Source organism: Micromonospora parva (assembly GCF_000718515.1).
GTDB lineage: Bacteria > Actinomycetota > Actinomycetes > Mycobacteriales > Micromonosporaceae > Micromonospora > Micromonospora parva.
In genome coordinates this window covers 40,361-59,748 of record NZ_JNZS01000009.1, presented here as the reverse complement: position 1 = coordinate 59,748, position 19,388 = coordinate 40,361, and the positions used below count along the sequence as shown (strand labels likewise).

The 19,388-nt window shown below is 70.3% G+C and carries 18 protein-coding genes; 3 read left to right on the top strand and 15 right to left on the bottom strand.

Features of this window, described 5'->3' with window-relative positions:
* Positions 1-36: 36 nt before the first annotated feature.
* From IF22_RS0113160 to IF22_RS0113135, 6 genes are all read right to left on the bottom strand, one after another.
* The gene (locus tag IF22_RS0113160; protein ID WP_030331689.1) at positions 37-1,305 is read right to left on the bottom strand and encodes an LCP family protein; all 1,269 of its coding nucleotides are present in this window, start codon (positions 1,303-1,305) and stop codon (positions 37-39) included.
* Between the two features lie 159 nt (positions 1,306-1,464).
* Positions 1,465-2,691 carry an LCP family protein gene (locus tag IF22_RS0113155; protein ID WP_030331688.1) on the bottom strand — a complete coding sequence of 409 codons (1,227 nt, stop codon included), beginning with the start codon at positions 2,689-2,691 and terminating at the stop codon, positions 1,465-1,467.
* Positions 2,692-2,767: 76 nt separating this feature from the next.
* Entirely contained in the window at positions 2,768-3,745 is a 978-nt protein-coding gene (locus tag IF22_RS0113150) for an NAD-dependent epimerase/dehydratase family protein (RefSeq protein WP_030331686.1), read from the bottom strand.
* Positions 3,746-3,834: 89 nt separating this feature from the next.
* Positions 3,835-5,526: a solute symporter family protein gene (locus tag IF22_RS0113145; RefSeq protein WP_030331684.1), complete on the bottom strand. Its 1,692-nt coding sequence runs from the start codon at positions 5,524-5,526 to the stop codon at positions 3,835-3,837.
* Positions 5,504-5,869, bottom strand: a complete 366-nt coding sequence (locus tag IF22_RS0113140; protein ID WP_030331682.1) for a DUF485 domain-containing protein — start codon at positions 5,867-5,869, stop codon at positions 5,504-5,506. The genes IF22_RS0113145 and IF22_RS0113140 overlap by 23 nt, the downstream gene beginning before the upstream one ends.
* Positions 5,870-6,046: 177 nt before the next feature.
* A complete protein-coding gene (locus IF22_RS0113135) occupies positions 6,047-6,799 on the bottom strand; it encodes a flavin reductase family protein (protein ID WP_030331681.1) in 753 nt (250 codons plus the stop codon).
* A 659-nt stretch (positions 6,800-7,458) separates the two neighbouring features.
* Here IF22_RS0113135 and IF22_RS0113130 point away from each other — a divergent pair.
* Together IF22_RS0113130 and IF22_RS0113125 are read left to right on the top strand one after the other, a co-directional pair.
* Positions 7,459-8,244, top strand: coding sequence for a helix-turn-helix domain-containing protein (locus IF22_RS0113130; RefSeq protein ID WP_030331679.1), 786 nt, complete (start codon positions 7,459-7,461; stop codon positions 8,242-8,244).
* Entirely contained in the window at positions 8,241-8,447 is a 207-nt protein-coding gene (locus IF22_RS0113125) for a DUF397 domain-containing protein (protein ID WP_030331677.1), read from the top strand. The genes IF22_RS0113130 and IF22_RS0113125 overlap by 4 nt, the downstream gene beginning before the upstream one ends.
* On the opposite strand, the gene IF22_RS0113120 is transcribed toward IF22_RS0113125, so the two are convergent.
* The 4 genes from IF22_RS0113120 to IF22_RS0113105 form a co-directional block, all read right to left on the bottom strand.
* Positions 8,444-10,135 (bottom strand): hypothetical protein, encoded by a 1,692-nt coding sequence (locus IF22_RS0113120; protein ID WP_030331675.1) that lies wholly within the window; start codon positions 10,133-10,135, stop codon positions 8,444-8,446. The two genes, IF22_RS0113125 and IF22_RS0113120, sit on opposite strands and share 4 nt — an antisense overlap.
* Positions 10,132-10,896, bottom strand: coding sequence for an ABC transporter ATP-binding protein (locus IF22_RS0113115; RefSeq protein WP_030331674.1), 765 nt, complete (start codon positions 10,894-10,896; stop codon positions 10,132-10,134). Before IF22_RS0113115 ends, IF22_RS0113120 begins: the two co-directional genes overlap by 4 nt.
* 167 nt (positions 10,897-11,063) lie before the next feature.
* Complete coding sequence (locus IF22_RS0113110) at positions 11,064-12,707, bottom strand: sodium/solute symporter (protein WP_030331672.1); 1,644 nt, start codon at positions 12,705-12,707, stop codon at positions 11,064-11,066.
* Positions 12,708-13,121 carry a DUF485 domain-containing protein gene (locus IF22_RS0113105; protein WP_245233621.1) on the bottom strand — a complete coding sequence of 138 codons (414 nt, stop codon included), beginning with the start codon at positions 13,119-13,121 and terminating at the stop codon, positions 12,708-12,710. It lies immediately after the preceding gene.
* Between the two features lie 203 nt (positions 13,122-13,324).
* On the opposite strand from IF22_RS0113105, the gene IF22_RS0113100 reads away from it, so the two are divergent.
* On the top strand, positions 13,325-13,876 hold the full coding sequence (locus IF22_RS0113100) for a Uma2 family endonuclease (protein WP_167337300.1): 552 nt from the start codon (positions 13,325-13,327) through the stop codon (positions 13,874-13,876).
* Between the two features lie 37 nt (positions 13,877-13,913).
* Here the strand turns inward: IF22_RS0113100 and IF22_RS0113095 are convergent, their stop codons facing one another.
* From IF22_RS0113095 to IF22_RS0113075, 5 genes are all read right to left on the bottom strand, one after another.
* Entirely contained in the window at positions 13,914-14,576 is a 663-nt protein-coding gene (locus IF22_RS0113095) for a DUF5701 family protein (protein ID WP_030331666.1), read from the bottom strand.
* A gap of 65 nt (positions 14,577-14,641) precedes the next feature.
* Positions 14,642-15,403 carry a LytR/AlgR family response regulator transcription factor gene (locus tag IF22_RS0113090; RefSeq protein ID WP_030331664.1) on the bottom strand — a complete coding sequence of 254 codons (762 nt, stop codon included), beginning with the start codon at positions 15,401-15,403 and terminating at the stop codon, positions 14,642-14,644.
* 23 nt (positions 15,404-15,426) lie between these two features.
* Positions 15,427-16,653 carry a sensor histidine kinase gene (locus tag IF22_RS0113085; protein WP_030331662.1) on the bottom strand — a complete coding sequence of 409 codons (1,227 nt, stop codon included), beginning with the start codon at positions 16,651-16,653 and terminating at the stop codon, positions 15,427-15,429.
* A gap of 39 nt (positions 16,654-16,692) precedes the next feature.
* A complete protein-coding gene (locus IF22_RS0113080) occupies positions 16,693-18,264 on the bottom strand; it encodes a sugar transferase (protein WP_030331660.1) in 1,572 nt (523 codons plus the stop codon).
* A 263-nt stretch (positions 18,265-18,527) separates the two neighbouring features.
* Positions 18,528-19,388 carry an Fpg/Nei family DNA glycosylase gene (locus tag IF22_RS0113075; RefSeq protein ID WP_030331658.1) on the bottom strand — a complete coding sequence of 287 codons (861 nt, stop codon included), beginning with the start codon at positions 19,386-19,388 and terminating at the stop codon, positions 18,528-18,530.

Here is a 19,388-nt window from a genome sequence, read left to right as displayed (position 1 = left end):
GACGGGGTCGTCGCTGCTTTTCCGCGACTACCGGCGTCACTTGCGGGTGGAGATCACCTCGGGGTGGGTGAAGACGAACTCGGCGAGTTTGTCCTGCTTGACCGCCCGGAACATGGCCATCGTCTCTTCGTTCAAGCCCTCGGTGTTGTTGCCGTTGGCGTTGAACGTGCCGTTGTTGGTCTTGAGCATGGTCAGCTCGTTGCCGGTGACCCCGCGCATGGTGAAGATGAAGTCCTCGATCGGCACGCCGCCGGTGTCCAGCACGAACGCCTTGCCCGCCGCCTTGATCAGGTTATTCATCTTGGCCGGGTTGGTCAGCATCCCACCCTCGGTGGCCTTCTTGGCCATCGCCTTGATCAGCTGCTGCTGGTTCGCCTGCCGGTCGTAGTCGCCGTTCTTGAGGGTCTTGCGCTGGCGGGAGTAGTCGAGCGCGGCCCAACCCTCCATCTCCTGGCAGCCCTTCTTGTGCACCACCGGGGTCCGCTGCTTGCCGGTCTTCTTGGCGTCCGCGTTCCACATCGGCTTGCCGTCGACGTACGACATGTGCAGCGACTTGACCTCCTGGGTGACGCAGATCCGCACCGTGCCCAGGGCGTCGATGACGTTCTTGAAGCCACCGAAGTTGATGATCGCCGCGCCGTCGAAGCTGATCCCGGTGAGCCGCTTGATCGTCTGGGCCATCAGCTGGGCGCCACCCTCCCAGCCGCCACCGTTCGCGGCGCCGGCCTGGAACGCGGCATTGATCTTCCCGGAGCCGCCGCCGTAGCCGCTCTTTTCGAACGCCGGGATCTGCGCCTCGGTGTCCCGGGGGATCGAGATCAGGTACGCCTGGTCGTGCGTGGCCGGAATGTGCAGGATGATGATGCTGTCCGAGCGGACGTCGTCGGCGGCCCAGCGCTCGCGTGCGTCCACGCCCAGCAGCAGCATGTCGATCGGGCCGTCCAGGCTCGCCCCGCCCTCGGCGTCGGACTTGCCCGCCTCACCCAGCAGGTTGCCCTTCGCGATGCCGCCCGTCGCCTGCCCGATCAGCGCCTTGCTGCCGACGATGGCCACGCCGCTGCTGAGCATCAACACGGCACCGAAGACGACTGTCAGCTTGGCCCAGAGCGGGTCCTTGCGCTTGGTCCGCTTCTTCGACCCACCGCCACCCGGGCGGTCGTCACCACCGTCACCGCCGCCGCCCGGAGGGCGCGAGCCCGGCCCGCCACCACCGGGGCGCGACTGTGCGGGTATGGCCGCAGCGATTCGACCGCTGGGGGCGGCGGACCCGGGGGAAGAAGGGCGACGACTGGCCTGAACCGGCATGCGTGCTCCAGCTCGTGATCAGGAGGGGGCGGCACCACTGTACGTACATCAAATCGACTTGGCGAGTTCATCCCGGGTCAATCCGGACGTCGAATTTCGCAGACTCAGACGATCGTCGCTGTTCGATGACCCGAACGGCTGGTGCCCCTCGGGTTGGCGTCAGCCGCCGTCGTTGCTCTTCGGCGGGTTGGCCTTGACCCAGTCGGCCATCTTGTCCGCGGACATGGCCTGGTACATCGCGAGCGCCTTCTCCCGGTCCGACACCACCACCGACTCGCCGTTGATGGTGTCGCTGCCCGAGTTCGGGCTGGTCACAAAGGTGAGGTTCTGGCCGCGCAGGTTACGGAACTGCAGCGCCATGTCTGTAACCGAGAAAGACTGGTCGACGGTTACGGCCGCGGTCACCGACTTGAGGAAGTCGTTGAGCTTCTTCGGGTTCGCCAGCGTGCCGGTGCTGGCCGCCTTGTCCATCAGCGCCCGAAGGAACTCCTGCTGGTGCCGCATCCGGGCGAAGTCCCCGTCCGGGAACTGCTTGCGCTGCCGGATCCAGTCCAGCGCCTCCGCGCCGTCCATGTGGTTGGTGCCCTTGGTGAACGTCCGGTACGGCTTGTGGATCGACGTGATGGTGCGTTCCACCTTCAGGTCCACCCCGCCGAGGGCATCGGTGACCTCCTTGAAACCGCCGAAGTCGATCGCCATCACGTGGTCGATCCGAACATCGGTGAAGCACTCCACGGTGCGTACCGCCAGCGGCAGCCCACCGAACGCGAACGCAGCGTTGATCTTCGCGCGTGAACCGGAGCCGCAGTCCGCTCCGGCGCTCTCCGGGATCGGCACGTACAGGTCCCGGGGGATGGAGACCAGGTAGGCCTCCTGGTGGTCGGCCGGGATGTGCATGACGATGATCGTGTCGGCGCGCCACTGACTCTTGGTGTCGACCGGTGCGTCCGGATCCCGCGAGTCGCTGCCGACCAGCAGGATGTTGAGCGCGCCATCGACGGTCTTGGCGGGTCGACCGCCGGTGATCTCCGCGAACGGGTCGGTGCGGGCCAGGTCACTGTTGAGGTTGCGGGCGTACAGCCAGGCGCCGACGCTGCCGAGCAGCGCCAGCACCAGCACCGCGACCCCCGCCACCAGGGCGATCCGCCCCCAGCGCGGTCGCGGGCCACGCCGTCCCGGCCCACCGGCGCCACCCGGGCCCCCAGGCCCGGTGGGCCCGTTCGGGCCGCCGGGCCGCAGCTGCTCCTCGTCGTGCGACGGGTAGAAGCGCGCCTCGCTCGGGCGGGCACGCCCGGAGGCGCTCCGGTCGGGGCCGGGCACCGACGCGCGCCCGGCGCTGCGGTGCAGGTACGGATGCGGGACGCCGGCAGACGAGGTCGCGGACATGTAACTCAGGGTACGTAGCCGGAGCCACTACCGCCTTCAGGCGACACTCAGCGACGGCCGGTACGCGCGGATCCGCTCAGCCGAGCCGCGTCCGGAAGTACTCGATGGTGCGTCGCAGGCCATCTTCGGGCGCGATCGACGGCTCGTATCCGAGCAGTTCACGAGCGAGCGTGAGGTCCGGCCGGCGCATCTCCGGGTCGTCCGAGCCCCGGGTGACATAGGTCACCTTCGAGCTGCTGTCGGAGAGCGACACGATCAACTCGGCGAGTTGTCGCATGGTCAGCTCGTGCTCGGTGCCGCAGTTGACCGGGCCCGTCTCGGTCGAGTCGAGCAGCAGCAGGATGCCGCGCACCAGGTCCTCGACGAAGCAGATGGACCGGGTCTGGTTGCCGGTGCCGTGCACGGTGATCGGCTCGCCGCGCAGCGCCTGCGAGATGAAGGTGGGGATGGCGCGGCCGTCGTCCGGGCGCATCCGCGGGCCGTACGTGTTGAAGATCCGGACGATCGCCGCGTCGAGCCCGCGGTAGCGGTGGTACGCCATCGTCGCGGCCTCGGAGAAGCGCTTGGCCTCGTCGTAGACGCTGCGGACCCCGATCGGGTTGACGTTGCCCCAGTAGGTCTCGCGCTGCGGGTGCTCCTTCGGGTCCCCGTACGCCTCGGAGGTGGAGGCCATCAGGAACCGGGCGCCGTCGGCGACCGCGCGCTCCAGCAGGTGCAGGGTGCCGACCGAGCCGACCCGGAGGATCTCCACCGGCAGCTGGGCGAAGTCGGTGGGACTGGCCGGGGAGGCCATGTGCAGGATCGCGTCGAACCGCTCGGCCAGCGCGGGGTGGTGGGTCGGCAGACCCTCGGAGATGTCGGCCTCGACGAGGGTGAAGGTCGGCCGGTCCAGCAGGTGGGCGACGTTCTCCTTGGAGCCGGTCACGAAATTGTCCAGCGCCACCACTGTGCAACCTCGGGCGATCAGGGCGTCTACCAGGTGCGACGGGACGAAGCCCGCTCCGCCGGTGACGAGGACGCGGTGACCGGAACCAAAGCGCTCAGCAACCTTCATACCGCTCAGCCTACCGACCGTCGAATTGGTGCAGGGGGTCCCCTGTTGACGTCGTGCGTCAACAGGGGACCCCCTGTCGGGTACCGCTGTCAGTGCGCGCCAGCACCGGTGAGGGCGCGCACCTCCAGTTCGGCGTACTTGTCCTCGTCGTGTTCCTTGGAGATGACAGTGCCGATCCACCCGCAGAGGAAACCGAACGGGATGGAGAGGATGCCCGGGTTGGACAGCGGGAACCACTGCCAGTCGTGGTCCGGGAACATCGACGTCGCCGCACCGGAGACCACCGGCGAGAAGAACACCAGCAGCACCGCCGAGAGCAGCCCGCCGTAGATCGCCCACACCGCGCCGGAGGTGTTGAACCGCCGCCAGAAGAGGCTGTAGAGGATCGCCGGCAGGTTGCCCGAGGCGGCGACGGCGAAGGCCAACGCCACCAGGAACGCCACGTTGAGGTTCTGCGCGTAGATCGACAACAGGATGGACACCGCGCCGATCACCAGGGCGGAGATCCGGGCGACCCGCACCTCCTGCCGCTCCGACGCCTCACCCTTCTTCAGCACGTTGGCGTAGAAGTCGTGCGCCAGGCTGGACGACGAGGCCAGCGTCAACCCGGCGACCACCGCGAGGATGGTGGCGAAGGCGACCGCCGCGATGATCGCCAGCAGGGCTGCCCCGCCCAGTTCGCCGCCGAAGAAGTCGATGCCGAGCGCTTCGGCCAACTGCGGCGCCGCGGTGTTGCCGGCCTTGTCCTGCGCCGTGATCGCCTGGCTGCCGACCAGCGCCGCCGCACCGAAGCCGAGGGCCAGGGTGAGCAGGTAGAAGGTGCCGATGATGCCGATCGCCCAGAGCACGCTCTTGCGGGCCGCCTTGGCGGTCGGCACCGTGTAGAAGCGGATCAGGATGTGCGGCAGGCCGGCGGTGCCGAGCACCAGGGCGATGCCCAGGGACAGCAGGTCAACCTTGTTGTAGAAGGTCTGCGTCGAGTTGCCGGCGACTTCCACGCCGTACCGCAGCCCGGGTTCGAGGAACGCGCTGCCCTTGCCGGATGCCTCGGCCGCCTGGCCCAGCAGCGCCGACAGGTTGAAGTTGAACTTGGCCAGCACCAGGATGGTCATCAGCAGCGCACCGCCCATGAGCAGGAACGCCTTGACGATCTGCACGTAGGTGGTGCCCTTCATGCCACCCACCGTGACATAAATGATCATCAGAGCGCCGACCATGATGATGGTGGCCACCTTCGCGGTGTCCGCGTCCATGCCGAGGAAGGTCGTCCCCGGCCGGATGCCGAGCAGCAGCGCGACCAGCGCGCCGGCACCCACCATCTGGGCGAGCAGGTAGAAGATCGACACCGTGATGGTGGAGACCGCCGCCGCCGTACGCACCGGACGCTGACGCATCCGGAACGCCAGCACGTCCGCCATCGTGTACCGGCCCGAGTTCCGCAGCAGCTCCGCCACCAGCAGCAGGGCCACCAGCCAGGCGACCAGGAAGCCGATCGAGTACAGGAAGCCGTCGTAGCCGTACAGCGCGATGATGCCGGCGATGCCGAGGAACGAGGCGGCCGACATGTAGTCGCCGCCGATCGCCATGCCGTTCTGGAAACCGGAGAAGGACCGGCCACCCGCGTAGAAGTCGGTCGCCGTCTTGGTCTGCCGGCTGGCCCAGATGGTGATGCCCAGGGTCACCGCCACGAAGACCAGGAAGAGCGTGATGGTCAGGTTGCGGGCGGTGTGGTTGCCCGCCTCAGCCGCGAGGAACGTCTCAACCGCGTGGACCGTGCTCATGGGTCACCTCCCCGATCTCGGCGCGGATCCGGTCCGCGATGGGGTCGATCTTCCGGTCCGCGTACCGGGAGTAGAGCCAGGCGATCAGGAACGTGGAGACGAACTGGAGCAGGCCGAAGACCAGCGCGACGTTGATGTTGCTGCCGAACAGCTTCGTGCCCATGAAGTCCCGGGCGTACGCGGAGAGAATGACGTAGAGCGCATACCACAGGAAGAACGCGACGGTCATCGGGAAGACGAAGCCGCGCAGCGCACGCCGCAGCCCGGCGAACTCGTCCGACCGTTGTACGGCCAGGTACTTGTCCGACTCGGAAGCAGCCGGAGCGGGTGTGTCCGTGGACATCTGTGGATCACCACCTTCACAGGCGTCAGAGGAGTTTCGCGCACCGTAAAGAGCGCACTCCCCGGCAGGGAAGGCTGAGATCGACGACGGTCGGCGAGTGCGCCGAGCGGTTGGCTGGCTGCGCCAAGTGACTCAGGTCACTGCGGTGATCGGTCGGGCCCGGACGAGACGCCCCGGTCAGGTCGGCAACTCGTGGTAGCGACCGCGGTAGTGCAGCAGCGGGACGGACTCCTCGGCCAGCTCGACGGCCTCGATCGTGGCCTCGACCAGCAGGCCCCAGCCGTACTCCCGTGCGGTGTCCAGCCGGCACCCGGCCCAGCCGCCGCCGTCCGCCGGGACCGGCCCGTACGACGTCTCGACCCAGTCGCCGGTGGCGAACAGCCCGCCCGGAGCCGGAAAGAGGCCGGCGAACCGGTCGGCGAGCTGCCGGTGCGGCGGGCCGAGCGGCGTGACCGCGAACCGACCCGACTCCTCGACGGCCGCCCAGAGGTCGGACTCCGGGTCGATCAACCCGAGCAGTCGGTCCGGTTCCCCCTCGGCCACCAGGGTCGACGAGACGGTCAGCCCGGCCGGACCGGGCGCCGTCCAGAGGGTCACCGGTGCGGCGAGCCGACCACGCAGCCGGCGTACCGGCGACCGTTGCCCGGTCGGCACCGCGAACGGATCGGTGTGGTGGATCTCGGCACCCGGCTCATGATTCACGTGAAACATTGTGCCGCCCCGGCCCCGCGCCCAACCAAGGAAGCGCTCGTGCAGGTCGGCGGGTCGCCCGTGGAGCCGGGTGAGCTGAGCGCCGGCCTCCGTCATCAGGGCACCCAGGTAGACCAGCAGCCCCACCCGGTCGTGCCGGTACTCGGCGAGCAGCGCCAGCCGCGCCGGCTGGCACGGCCAGGGCGCCCCGCAGCCGCGACACCGCCAGAGCGGCCGCATCGGCAGGTGCGGCCTGCTCACCTCGGCTCTCCGGCCGTCCGGGGCGGTGGAGTCGCCCGGCTCCGGCGCGCCCCGCTCGCCGGAGGGCGATGCCCGAATGACCGTGATGCCGCTGAGTCATATTGATGCCTCAGGGACATCACGCTCGCAATGGCACACCAATCCCTGCGGCGATGCTCCGTCCGGTCGCTTGCGCCGTCTGAAGCCCGATCCGGCTGCCGGACTGCGGGATTCACCAGCGACCACCGTTCGCCCGCCAGGTCTGCGCCGGGGTCAGCCAGCCGGCCCGGCCTGGTCGCGGCAAGGCGACCGTCGGCCCGTTCGCCCATGCGGGTGCTCGATCCGGCGGGCCTGCCGAGCGCTCCGAGCCGGTCGCGCCCGGCACGGCCGCCGGTGCCGCAACCTTCTTTTTCCGGTACGACCACCGCGCTTCGTTCCTGCCCCGGATGAATCGGAACATGGCTCATCTCCTCCCGGTCGACGAGGGCCGCCCCGATCGGGGGGATGACCGGGGCGGCCCGAACGCAGGACCCAGTCGCCGGGACGTCGCCTCCACCGGCCGGGCCGCGTGCTCTCCACCCTGGACGGAAAGGCGCGGGCAGGGGAGGATGCCAGGGATTACTACGCAACGCAGTCACGTACTTACCGGAGAGGTAAGGATGAACGTCGAAATGTGGGTGCGGGCGTTGAAGGCCGCCCGAGCCGGTGCCGAGGTGTCCCAGGAAGCTCTGGCGAGCCTTACCAAGTGGAGTCCATCCACAGTGGCGGCCATCGAGACCGGCCGACGTCGACCGACAATGGAGTTCGCGGTCGCCGCCGACGAGGCCCTAGCCACCGGCGGCCTCCTCGCCGAACTGTTGCGTGCTGCCGATCGCCAGCGGCTGCCGACGTGGTTCGTTCCATGGCGCAATCATGAGGAGCAGGCGATCAGGCTCTGCGAGTTCGAGCCGTGCCTGATTCCGGGGCTCCTGCAAACCGAGGACTACGCCCGCGCGGTCATTTCCGCTGGTGGACTGAATCCCACCAAGGTGGTGGACGAGCTGGTCACGGTCCGGATGGAACGACAGCAGTTGTGGCAGCGGGCGGAGTCGCCGCAGTGCGTCTTCGTCCTCGACGAGACGGCTCTACGCCGCCCGGTCGGCGGGCCGGCGGTACTGGACGCTCAGCTCGGTCGGCTGATGGAACTCGCCGTCATGCCCAGCGTCAGGCTGCACGTCGTGCCACTCGGCGCCGGTGCTCACGTCGGGCTGACCGGCGGCTTTCTGCTCGCTGAACTGCCCGACGGGGAACGGGTCACCTACGTTGAGGATGTCGCTCGTGGGCACGTCATCGACGACCCGGACGTCGTCCGTCTGATTGGTCGGAAATGGGATAGCCTGCTCGGCGAAGCACTCTCTACAAGCGCCTCGCTGGATCTGATCCGGAAGCTGAAGGTGACGCCATGACCGTTGCTCAACCCCGCTGGCGGACGTCGACCAGGTCCGGCGACACGGGCGGTGCCTGCGTCGAGGTGGCCGACAATTTGCCCGGCATCGTGCTGGTCCGGGACAGCAAGGACCGTTCCGGCCCGATCCTCGCCTTCGCCCCGGGTGCCTGGCGCGGCTTCGTCGCCGACGCCGCCCAAACCCCGGGCCGCCGCGCCGGTTAACGGCGCGGGGTGACGGTGGCGAGCAGTTCCGGCATCCGGCGGTCCAGCACGTCGCCGGCCAGGTACGCGCCCAGCAGCGCCGCACCCAGCCCGTAACCGGCGCCGACCGGTAGGGCCAGCCAGAGCCAGGCGTCACCGAGCAGCGCGGCGGCCACCACCATCGGCACCGCGGCGACCGCCGAGGCGAGCATGGCCAGCAGAGTGAGCAGCCCCTTCGTCAGGCCCGCGCCGCTGTTCATCGCGAACGGGTTGCTCGTCTCCGGCAGCGAGTACGCCCCGAGCACCGAGACCAGGCAGTTCACCGCCAGCCCGACGCCGTAGGTGGCGACCAGGGCACCGGCGGTCAGCCCGATCCAACCCGGTTCACCGAGCAGCAACGACAGCACCACCGCGACGACCGTCAACATCGGCAGGACGTACAGCGAGAAGGCCGTGATCCGGGCTCGCAGCTCGACCCGGCCGGGCACCCCGGCCACCACGTTCGCGGCGTACGCGCTGCCGTCGAAACCGAACTGGTTGGCCAGGGTGACGGCCGCGAGCACCCCCACGAAGACCATCGAGATGGTCACCACGACCGGTGAGCTGTCACTGGCAGCCGCGGTGAAGCCCTCGTCGCCGACGGCCGCGAAGTCCCCGCCGGTAACGTTGATCATCACTGGCACGAAGATGCCGACCACCGCGATGGTGATCAGGTTGGCCCGGCGGCGAGCGTCCCGCCACCAGTAACGGGCCTCCCGGGCAACCAGGGCACCGAACCGGTCCCGGCGGGCCCAACCGGCGACCCGGGGAAACAGCTGGGCGACCGCGCCACCGTCGACCCCTCGTCGTGCCGGGGCCTTACCGGCGCTCGCCGCACCCACCATCGCCGACTCCAGCGAACGGGACCACCAGGCCAGCAGGGCGACGAGCGCCACCACCGTGATCAGCAACTTGACCGGTGCCGCCCACACCCGCCCCTGGGCCACGTCGATGCCGGCGGTCCACGGCGCGCCCAGCGGCGTCCAACCGATCACCGTCGCCACACCTGCCAGCCGATCCCAGTCCGCCTCACGCAGCGCGGCGAGGCCGAAGATCTGCAACGGGCCGAGCAACGCGGCGACCACCGCCAACAGCACGGCCGCCAGGTCGCGGACCCGTCGGGACCGCAGCATGGTGGCGAAGGCGCTGGTCACCGCCCGGCTGGCGGCCACACAGAGCAGCAAACCGGCGAGCACCCCCACGACGGCGACCACCCCCGCCGACCAGCCACCCAGCGACCAGGCGGTCAACACCAGCCCGGACGCCGCGACCAGCACCGCCACCACCGGGACGCTGATCAGGGCCGCCACGAACAGGCCGGTCACCAACGTGCGCCGGGGCAGTGGCAGCAGCGCGAACCGGGCCGGGTCGAGTGTCTCGTCCACGCCGAAGAAGACGAGTGGCAGCAGCAGCCAACCGAGCACCAGCAGCCCGCCGCCGGCCGCCGCGACCAGCACCGCGTACCGGCCGTTGTCGGTCAGGCCGGGCGCGGCGAAAAGGAAGAAGCCGCTGGCGGCGAACCAGAGCCCGAGCAACGCGCCGCCGATGAACATGGCGATCCGCCAGCCCTGGCCCCGAAAGTTGTTGGCCATCACCCGCAGCTTCAGCCGCACGAAGTGGCGGGCGGAGACCGGCCGTGCCGGCGCGGCGGGGGTGGCGTCAGCGCTCACCGGGAGAGCCACGACAACTCCTCGCCGGTCGCGGTGCGCCCGCCGACCACCTCGACGAAGACCTGCTCCAACGAGCGGTCGCCACGGACCTCGTCGATCGTCCCGACCCGCTTGATGGTGCCGCTGGCGAGGATCGCCACGTGCGAGCAGAGCCGCTCGACGACCTCCATCACGTGACTGGAGAACACGACAGTGCCGCCACCGGCCGCGTAGCGGGTGAGGATGTCCCGGATCAGCGCCGCGGAGACCGGGTCGACCGCCTCGAACGGCTCGTCCAACACCAGCACCCGGGGGCCGTGCAGCAGCGCGCAGGCCAGGCCGATCTTCTTCTTCATGCCCGCCGAGTAGTCCACCACCAGGGTCCGACCGGCGTCGCCGAGCGCCAGCACGTCCAGCAGCTCGGCTGCCCGCTGGTCGACAACCGCCGGGTCCATCCCCCGCAACAAGCCGTTGTACGCCAGCAGCTCCGCCCCGGTCAGCCGGTCGAACAGCCGGACCCCGTCGGGCATCACGCCGAGCAACCGCTTGGCGGTCACCGGGTCCTGCCAGACGTCGTGGCCGAGCACCCAGGCCGAGCCGGCATCCGGACGCAGCAGCCCGACCGCCATCGACAGGGTGGTGGTCTTGCCGGCGCCGTTCGGGCCGAGCAGGCCGTAGAAGGAGCCGGCGGGGACGTCCAGGTCGACGCCGGCCACCGCGATCGTGCCGTCGAACCGCTTGGCCAGGCCACGCAGTGCGAGCGCGGGGTGCTCAACAGTCATGCGCCGACGTTATCCGCCCATCGCCAGTCACGCCCTCCGCCGCCGGCCGGACCCGCGATCCTCCCTGAGGCGGACCACATCGCGATCTTGCGTTTCCTGTCCCGACACAAGGTACATAACCACCTTTATCAACAACCGGAAGTGCAAGATCGGCGCGGTCCTGGCGCTTACTGCATCCGGAGGGCTTCCGGGGTGTGCAGGCGGAGCATGGTGGCGGCGATGTCGGCCGGGGCCCGCCTGCGGGTCGCCATCGACACGGCGACCATCACGGTGAAGGCCAGTGGCACCGTCCAGGCGGCCGGCTGTGCGATCAGCGTGGCCGGCCAACCGGACAGCGGCGGGCCGAGCACGGTGACCAGCACCGCGCCGATCGCCGCGCCGCCGCCGACCACCACACCCGCGGCGGCGCCCACGTCGGTCAGCCCGCGCCACCAGATGCCGAGCACCAGCAGCGGGCAGAAGCTCGACGCGGCGACCGCGAAGGCCAGCCCGACGACCTGCGACACGTCCAGCCCGGAGACGTGCAGTGCCAGCACCGCCGGCACACCGCCGGCGATGACGGTGGCGAGCCGGAAACCGCGTACCGAGCCCCGACCGAGCACGTCCGTCGAGATCACCCCGGCGACGCTGGTCAGCAGCCCGGACGAGGTGGAGAGGAACGCCGCGAACGCGCCCGCGGCGACCAGCGCGGCGAGCAGCCGCCCGACCAGCCCGTCACCCAGGGCCGCGCCGGGTAGCAGCACCACCACCGCGTCGGTCTGGCCGCTGAGCAGCAGTTGCGGGGTGTAGATCCGGCCGAGGACCCCGTACAGGGTGGGCAGCAGGTAGAAGACGCCGACCAGGGCCAGCACGACCAGGGTGGTCCGGCGGGCCGCCGCGCCGTCCGGGTTGGTGTAGAAGCGCACCAGCACGTGCGGCAGGCCCATGGTGCCCAGGAAGGTGGCCAGGATCAGCGAGTACGTGGCGAACAGGCCCCGGTCGTCGGCACCGGCGGCGCTGGGCAGCAACCAGTCGTTGGCGTCGGTGGCCGCCCCGGACACCGCCGGCACCGGGTCACCGGCGGCGAAGGTCAGCTCGTCGCCGGGGCGTACCTCCCGGATGTCGCCGTCGGGCAGGGTGAGGGTCGCCCGGTGCTCGACCACGACGGTGGTCGCGGCCCGGAACGTCGGCCCGTCGGGTGGGGTCACCGCCGGGCGGCCGTCGGCCTGCCACTGGAGCGCCAGGAAGATCACCGGTACGGCGAGTGCGGTCAGCTTGAGCCAGTACTGGAACGCCTGCACGAAGGTGATCGCGCGCATCCCGCCCAGCGCCACGTTCGCGGTGACCACGGCGGCCACCAGCAGGGCTCCGAGGGGGTACGGGGAGCCGGCCACCGTGGCCAGGGTCAGCCCGGCGCCCTGGAGCTGCGGCACCAGGTACAGCCAACCGATGAAGATCACGAAGGCGGTGGCCAGGATGCGGAGTCGACGTGAGCCCAGCCGCAGCTCGCAGAAGTCGGGCAGGGTGAACGCGCCGGAGCGGCGCAGCGGCGCGGCCACGAACAGCAGCAGAGCCAGATAGCCGGCGGCGAACCCGACCGGGTACCAGAGCACGTCCACGCCGTACTTGAGGACCAGCCCGGCGATGCCCAGGAAGCTCGCCGCCGACAGGTACTCCCCGCCGATGGCGGCGGCGTTCCACGTCGGACTGATCGCCCGGGACGCCACCAGGAAGTCGGACGTGGTCCGGGCCAACCGCAGCCCGTAGAAGCCGATCCCGACGGTGACCAGGGTGACCGCGACGATGGCCGGGACCACGAAGTCGTTGCCCACTCAGCGCTCCGGCCGTTGCACCAGGTCGGTGAAGTCCTGCTCGTTGCGTTCGGCCAGCCGCACGTATGCCCAGCCCACGGCGATCAGGAACGGGAAGGAGGCCACCCCGAGCAGCAGCCAGGGCAGGTTGACGCCGGCCACGGTGGTCCGGCCGAGCGAGGGCGCGATCGCGAACAGCCAGGGCAGCCCGCCCAACCCGATGGCCACCACCAGGGACAGCCGCAGCGCCAACGCGAGTTGGGCCCGGACCAGGCCGCGGACCAGCGCCTCGCCGACCTGGGTCTGCTGGGCCAGTTCGGTGCGGGTCCGCTCGGCGCGGGTGTCCTGCCGGGTGATCTCGGCCAGCACGATCCGGGACCGCCGGGGCGGCGGCACCGCAGCGCCTGACCCCACGTCCGGGAGTTGCTTGGCCACCCCGGCAGTCTCGCCGGCCGTACGCGATTGTCAAGCAGTGCGGTGTGCACATCGGTGGGTGGCGTTGTGCATAACCTGTGGAGAACCGCTCACGCCTGTGGATAACTCGGGGATCACCCCGGCTGGCGTGTGGGAACTCCCGAGGCTCGTTGTGGACAACCGACTGAGCTGTCAGGGTGGTCCGGTAGAGAGGAGGTGTGACGGTGACCAACCCTGCCCGGCCCGGCTGGGGCGACGCCTGGACGGTGGACGACCTCCAGAGCCTCCCCGAGGACGACCAGGTCTACGAGATCTTCGACGGGAGCCTGCTCGTGTCCCCCCATGCGGACGTCTTCCATGGCGCGGTCGCCAACCGCCTCCGCCGTGCCCTCGACCGGCAGGCCCCCGCCGGTGTGCTCGTCGGTCAGGACATCGGGGTCAGCGCGAAACGCTCGTCGTACTTCGTGCCTGATCTCTTCGTCGCCACGGAGAGCGCACTGGACAGCGGCGGCGCCGCGCTCGACCCGGCCGACGTGCTCCTCGTCGTCGAGGTGATCTCGCCAAGTAACGCCGGCCGCGACCTGGTCCTCAAACGTCACGAGTACGCGGCCGTCGGCATTCCGCTCTACTGGTTGGTGGAGCCCCGCAAGCAGACCCTGACCGTGCTGGTGAACGGCGCGGGCGGCTACCGCGAGCAGGTCGTTCTGCCGGTCGGCGAGGTCTACCGCGCCGAGCGGCCGTTCCCTCTCGCCCTGCCGCTGGCCGACATCTTCTGACCCGTCACCGGGAGCCGCCCGCCCGCCGCGTCGACTGTCAGTCCAGGCCGATGCGCTCCGGCCGGGCCGAGGCGGAGCCGAGCCAGGTGTGCGGGTTGCCGTACCAGCACCAGCCCAGCTTGGGCGCGCCCTGGCTGATCCAGAGCGCCGGCACCCGCTTGTCGCCGCAGCGGGAGCCGACCAGCGAGAAGCACCTGTTGCTCGCCAACGCGGCCGGGTGCAGCGTGATGAAGGCGAGCCCCTCGTCGATGCTCAGCGGCAGTCGACCCTGGGCGGTGATCCCCTCCATGGCCGTGGCAGGTGCCAGGTTGCGGAACTCCTCGCCCCGGTCGACGTCGAAGAGCAGGTACGCCGGCCCGGCGGGCACCTCCAACTCCTTGATCGGGTCGAAGCGGGGCAGGTCGTCCTCGGCGTAGTTGCGGTCGACGACGCCAGGCTTGCGCTTGCCGGCCACTGTGGTCAGCGCCACCCGTTCCGGCACCCCGATCAGGTCCCGGGTGATGACCAGCAGGAACGGCACCCGGGCGTCGGTGGGGGCGGGCAGCCCGGCGGTGCCCTCGACCGCCCTGGCCCGCAGTGGCGCGACCAGGTCGCGGAAGGCGTTCTCGGTCAGCCCGGCGAGGGCGGGATAGCCGATTTGCACCAGTCGGTCGAGTTGATTGTCGAACTCGGATTCGGCGTTGAACGGGGTCTCGGTCACGCGGGCCTCCCGGAAGTCGTACGACCTATCGTACAACGTACGGCACGCCGCTTCTCATTCCCGGCTCAGCGACTCCAGTCCTGTTTCGCAGCCCTGACCAGCTTGTCCTTCAACTCCCTGGTGTGCCGCCGGCTCACCGGCAGCTCGGTGGAGTCGATCACCACCACGTAGCCGGAGTTGACCAGCCGCAACTCCGCGATCAACTTCAACTGCACCAGGTACGACCGGTGCACCCGGACAAAACCGGCATCCGCCCAGCGCTCCGCGAGCGTGGCCAGCGAGACCCGCACCAGGTGCGACCCCTCCGCGGTGTGCAACCGGGCGTAGTCGCCCTGCGCCTCCACCCACCGCACCGCCGAGCGGGGCAGCATGCGGGTGGTGCCGGCCAACTCGATGGGGATGGTCGGGTCCTCCTCCGCGCGGGCCAACGCCGCCGGATGCGACGGCACCACCCGCGAGCCGATCACCCGGCGCAACGACTCGGCCAGCCGATCGGCGCGAACCGGTTTCCGCACGTAGTCGGTGGCGCCCAGATCGAAGGCGTCCACAGCGCCGTCGTCGTACGCGGTGACGAACACGATCGCCGGTGGGCGGGCGAAGCGGCGCAGCACCCGGGCCAGTTCCATGCCGTCCAGGCCGGGCATCCGGATGTCCAGGAAGACCACGTCCACGTCGGCGTCGCGCAACAACCGCAACGCCTCGGTGGCGTCGGAGGCCGTGTGCAGCCGGGCCACCCGGGGATCGGCCCGCAGGTGGTACGCCAACTCGTCGAGCGCGGGCGGTTCGTCGTCGACGGCGAGGACGCGCAGGAAACCGGACGCGTTCACCACACCCGTCCCGGCTCGCTCGCTCACGAGCCGGCCCGTACGCCGGGGTGGAACTTCGGCACCCGCATGCTCACCTTCGTACCCGAACCCAGCCCGGTCTCCACGACCAGACCGAACCGGTCACCGAAGACCGAGCGCAACCGCTCGTCGACGTTGGAGAGGCCGACGTGCTGGCTCGTGTCGTCACCCGGGTCGCCGATGCCGCGGGCCAGCTCGGCGATGCCGGCGGTCAGCGTGGTCGGATCCATTCCCACTCCGTCGTCCTCCACCGTGATGTGACATTCGGCCCCCGCGTCCCGGGCCTCGATGCTCACCATGCCCGTGCCCGGCTTACGGGACAACCCGTGGCGAACGGCGTTCTCCACCAACGGTTGGAGGCAGAGGAACGGCAGCGTCACCGGCAGCACCTCCGGGGCGATCTGCAACCGCACCTGCAACCGGTCGCCGAACCGGGCCCGCTCGATGGTCAGGTACCGGTCGATCGACCGCAGCTCCTCGGCCAGCGTGGTGAACTCCCCGTGCGCCCGGAACGAGTACCTGGTGAACTCCGCGAACTCCAGGATCAGCTCCCGGGCCCGCTCCGGGTCGGTGCGCACGAACGAGCCGATCGCGGTCAGCGCGTTGTAGATGAAGTGCGGGCTGATCTGCGCCCGCAACGCCCGGATCTCGGCGCGGGCCAGCCGCTCCCGCGACGAGTCCAACTCGGCCAGGGCGAGCTGGTTGCCGGCCCAGTGCGCCGTCTCCAGGGTGGCCTGCACCAACCCCGGAGGCGGTGGGCTGTCGGCGACCGCCACCAGCGCGCCCACCACCCGGCCGTCCGCCCCCAGCAACGGTGCGACCACCGCCCCCCGGATCGGGCAGTCGACCCGGTCGCAGTGCAGATCCTGCTCACCCAGCACCGTCGAACGGCCGGTGTCCACCGTCCGCCGGGCCGCCGCGAGCAGTTGCTCCCCGTGGTGCGTGCCGCGCCCGTCCAGGGCCAGCAACCGGTCGGCGTCGGTGAGTGCCAGACCGGCCGCGCCCACCAGAGCCCGCAGATGACGTACGGCCTTCGCCGCGCCCGCCTCGCTCAACCCCGCGCGCAGCGGCTCGGCGGCCAGACCGGCGGTGTGCAGCACCTCGTAGGTGGCCCGCTGGGTGGCGGTGGCGATGCCCCGGCGGGCCCGCAGCCGCAGCACCGCCAACAGGGCCGCGGTCAGCGCGGTGACGAGCGAGACGACGCCGACCACGGCGGAGAGGTTGGCAGCCACGCAGCGATCCTCGCCCCTGCGGGCCAGCGCGCCAAGCCTCTAGTAAGCGCCCTTGCGGGCGAGCACCACCCCGACCGTGCGCCACAGGATGCTCAGGTCGTACGCGAGCGACCAGTTGTCGACGTAGTAGAGGTCCAGTCGGACCGACTCGTCCCAGGACAGATCGGAGCGGCCGGAGACCTGCCACAGCCCGGTCATGCCGGGGCGGACCAGCAGGCGGCGGCGCACGTCACCCAGGAAGTCGCCGTCGTCGGCGGGCAGCGGGCGGGGCCCGACCAGCGACATCTCGCCCCAGAGCACGTTGATCAGCTGGGGCAGTTCGTCCAGCGAGGTGGCCCGCAGGAAGCGGCCCACCGGGAAGACCCGTGGGTCCTCCTTCATCTTGAACAGCATGCCGTCGGTGTCGTTCCGGTCGACCAGGCTGGCCAGCCGCTCCTCGGCGTTGACGTACATGGTCCGGAACTTCCACACCCGGAACGTGCGCCCCTCGTGCCCCACCCGAGGCTGCCGGAAGAAGACCGGCCCGGGGTCGGAGATCCGGATCGCCACGCCGATGGCCAGGAAGAGCGGGATCAGCAGCAGCAGACCGAGGCCGGCGGCGACCCGGTCCAGCAGGTTCTTGGCCAGCAGCGCCGGCCCGGAAAGGGTCGGCTCCTCGACGTGCAGCAGCGGCAGACCCTCGATCGGCCGGATGTGCACCCGGGGGCCGGCGATGTCGGTGAGCTGCGGGGCGACCACCAGGTCGACACCGGAACCCTCCAGTTGCCAGGCCAGCCGCCGCAGCTCACCCGGCTCGGCGCTGGCCGACCCGCAGACGGCGATGGTGTCCCCGCCGACCTCACGGACCAGGGCCAGCACGTCTCGGCCGGAGTAGACCGGCACCGGGGTCGGCATCCCCCGGGCCGCCGCGTACCCGTTGGTGATGTGGATGGCGACGGGCATCAGCCCGGCGGACGGGCTGCGGGTGACCGCCGCGTAGACCTCCAGGCACTCCGGCAGGGTGCCGACCAGCACCATCCGGTGCGCGGCCTGGCCGGCCTGCCGGCGGATGTAGTGCAGGGCCCAGCGGGCCACGAACCGGCCCCAGAGGATCAGCAGCGCCGCACCGACCAGCGCGGTGCCCACGGTGAACCGGGAGAGCTGGGTCACTGTGGCGAAGGCGAGGAAGGAGACGCTCGCGGCCACCGTCACCGACGCCCGGATGACCCGCTTGTACTCGTCGGGCCCGAGCCCCAGATAGCGCCGGTCGTACGCCCGGTTGCCCCAGAGGATGACGACCCAGCCGAGCGGGAGCAGGAGGTAGGAGATGGTGTGGAACCAGGTCGGGTCCTGCTTGGTGCCGGAGAACCCGGAGGCGGCCTGGTCGAAGAGCTGGATGGCGATCCAGCTGGCGAACGCCGCCGCGCCGAAGTCGAGCAGCACCAGGATGGCCGTGTAGGGGCGGTGCCAACGGGAGACACGACGTCGCGCCCTGGCCCACGCCGACCGGGGTACACCGTTGTGCGTAGTCGGCGTCGGCGGCTGGATCTCGAAGCTGTCGACGTGCCGCACGAGTCTGCTCCGGCCTTCGTTGGATACCGGGCGCTGGAGGCTTGCCGTCACCTCACCCATGTCCTCCCGCATGACACGGGCCGCTCACTCGGCGTGAAGGCCCGGGTCGCCCACCGTCCCAGTCTCCCACGCGAGCCCGACCGGTTGCCGCCCCGAAGGAGATTGGCGACCGATGGTTACGGTGGGATCTGGCCGGCTCCACACCATTTCAGAAGCCGGGGACCGGGCCACTATACCGATGGATACCCGAACGGCGGGACCGGCGGACCGGAGCTTCGGCACAGTGAGGGCGATTCCACTCGGTGATCACCGAGTGTAATTACTCACCGTACGAGACGGGACAACCGACGGTCAGCGAGCGGCTTCCCGCCGGTCTGGCAGGTCGGGCAGTACTGGAGGCTGGAGTCGGCGAACGACACCTCGCGCACGGTGTCCCCGCACACCGGGCAGGGCAGACCGGTCCGCGCGTGCACCTTCAGACCCGAGCGCTTCTCGCCCTTGAGCTCGGCGGCCCGCTGACCGAGGGACCGCTCGACCGCGTCACCGAGGACCTGCCGGGTGGCGGCGTGCAACGTGGCGAGCTGGGCGTCGGTGAGCCGATCGGTGATCGCGAACGGCGACAGCTTCGCCGCGTGCAGGATCTCGTCGGAGTACGCGTTGCCCACGCCGGACAGCACCGACTGGTCGGTCAGCACCCCCTTGACCTGCCCCCGCCGGCTCCGCAACCGCTCGGTGAAGGTGGGCAGGTCCGCGGCGAGCGCGTCCGGGCCCAGCTTGGCCACCCCGGGGACCGCCGCGAGGTCGGTGACCAGATATGCGGCCAGCTTCTTCTGGGTGCCCGCCTCGGTGAGGTCGAAGCCGGAACCGTCGTCGAGGCGTACCCGCACCGCGATCGGGCCCTTGCCCGGCCGTAGTGGGGTGGTGGCGGGGAACGCCTCCCGGTAGTGCAGCCAGCCGGCCCGCGCCAGATGCACCACCAGGTGCAGGCCACCCTCGAAGAGGACATCGAGGAACTTTCCGTGCCGACTGGCGTCGACCACCGCCCGGCCGGCGACCTCGGTCGGCGCCGGCTCGTACGTCTTCAGGGCACTGATCGCGGCGATCTCCAGCCGATCGACACGCCGCCCCACCGCGCGCTGTCGCAGGTAACCCGCGAGCGCCTCAACCTCCGGTAGCTCGGGCAC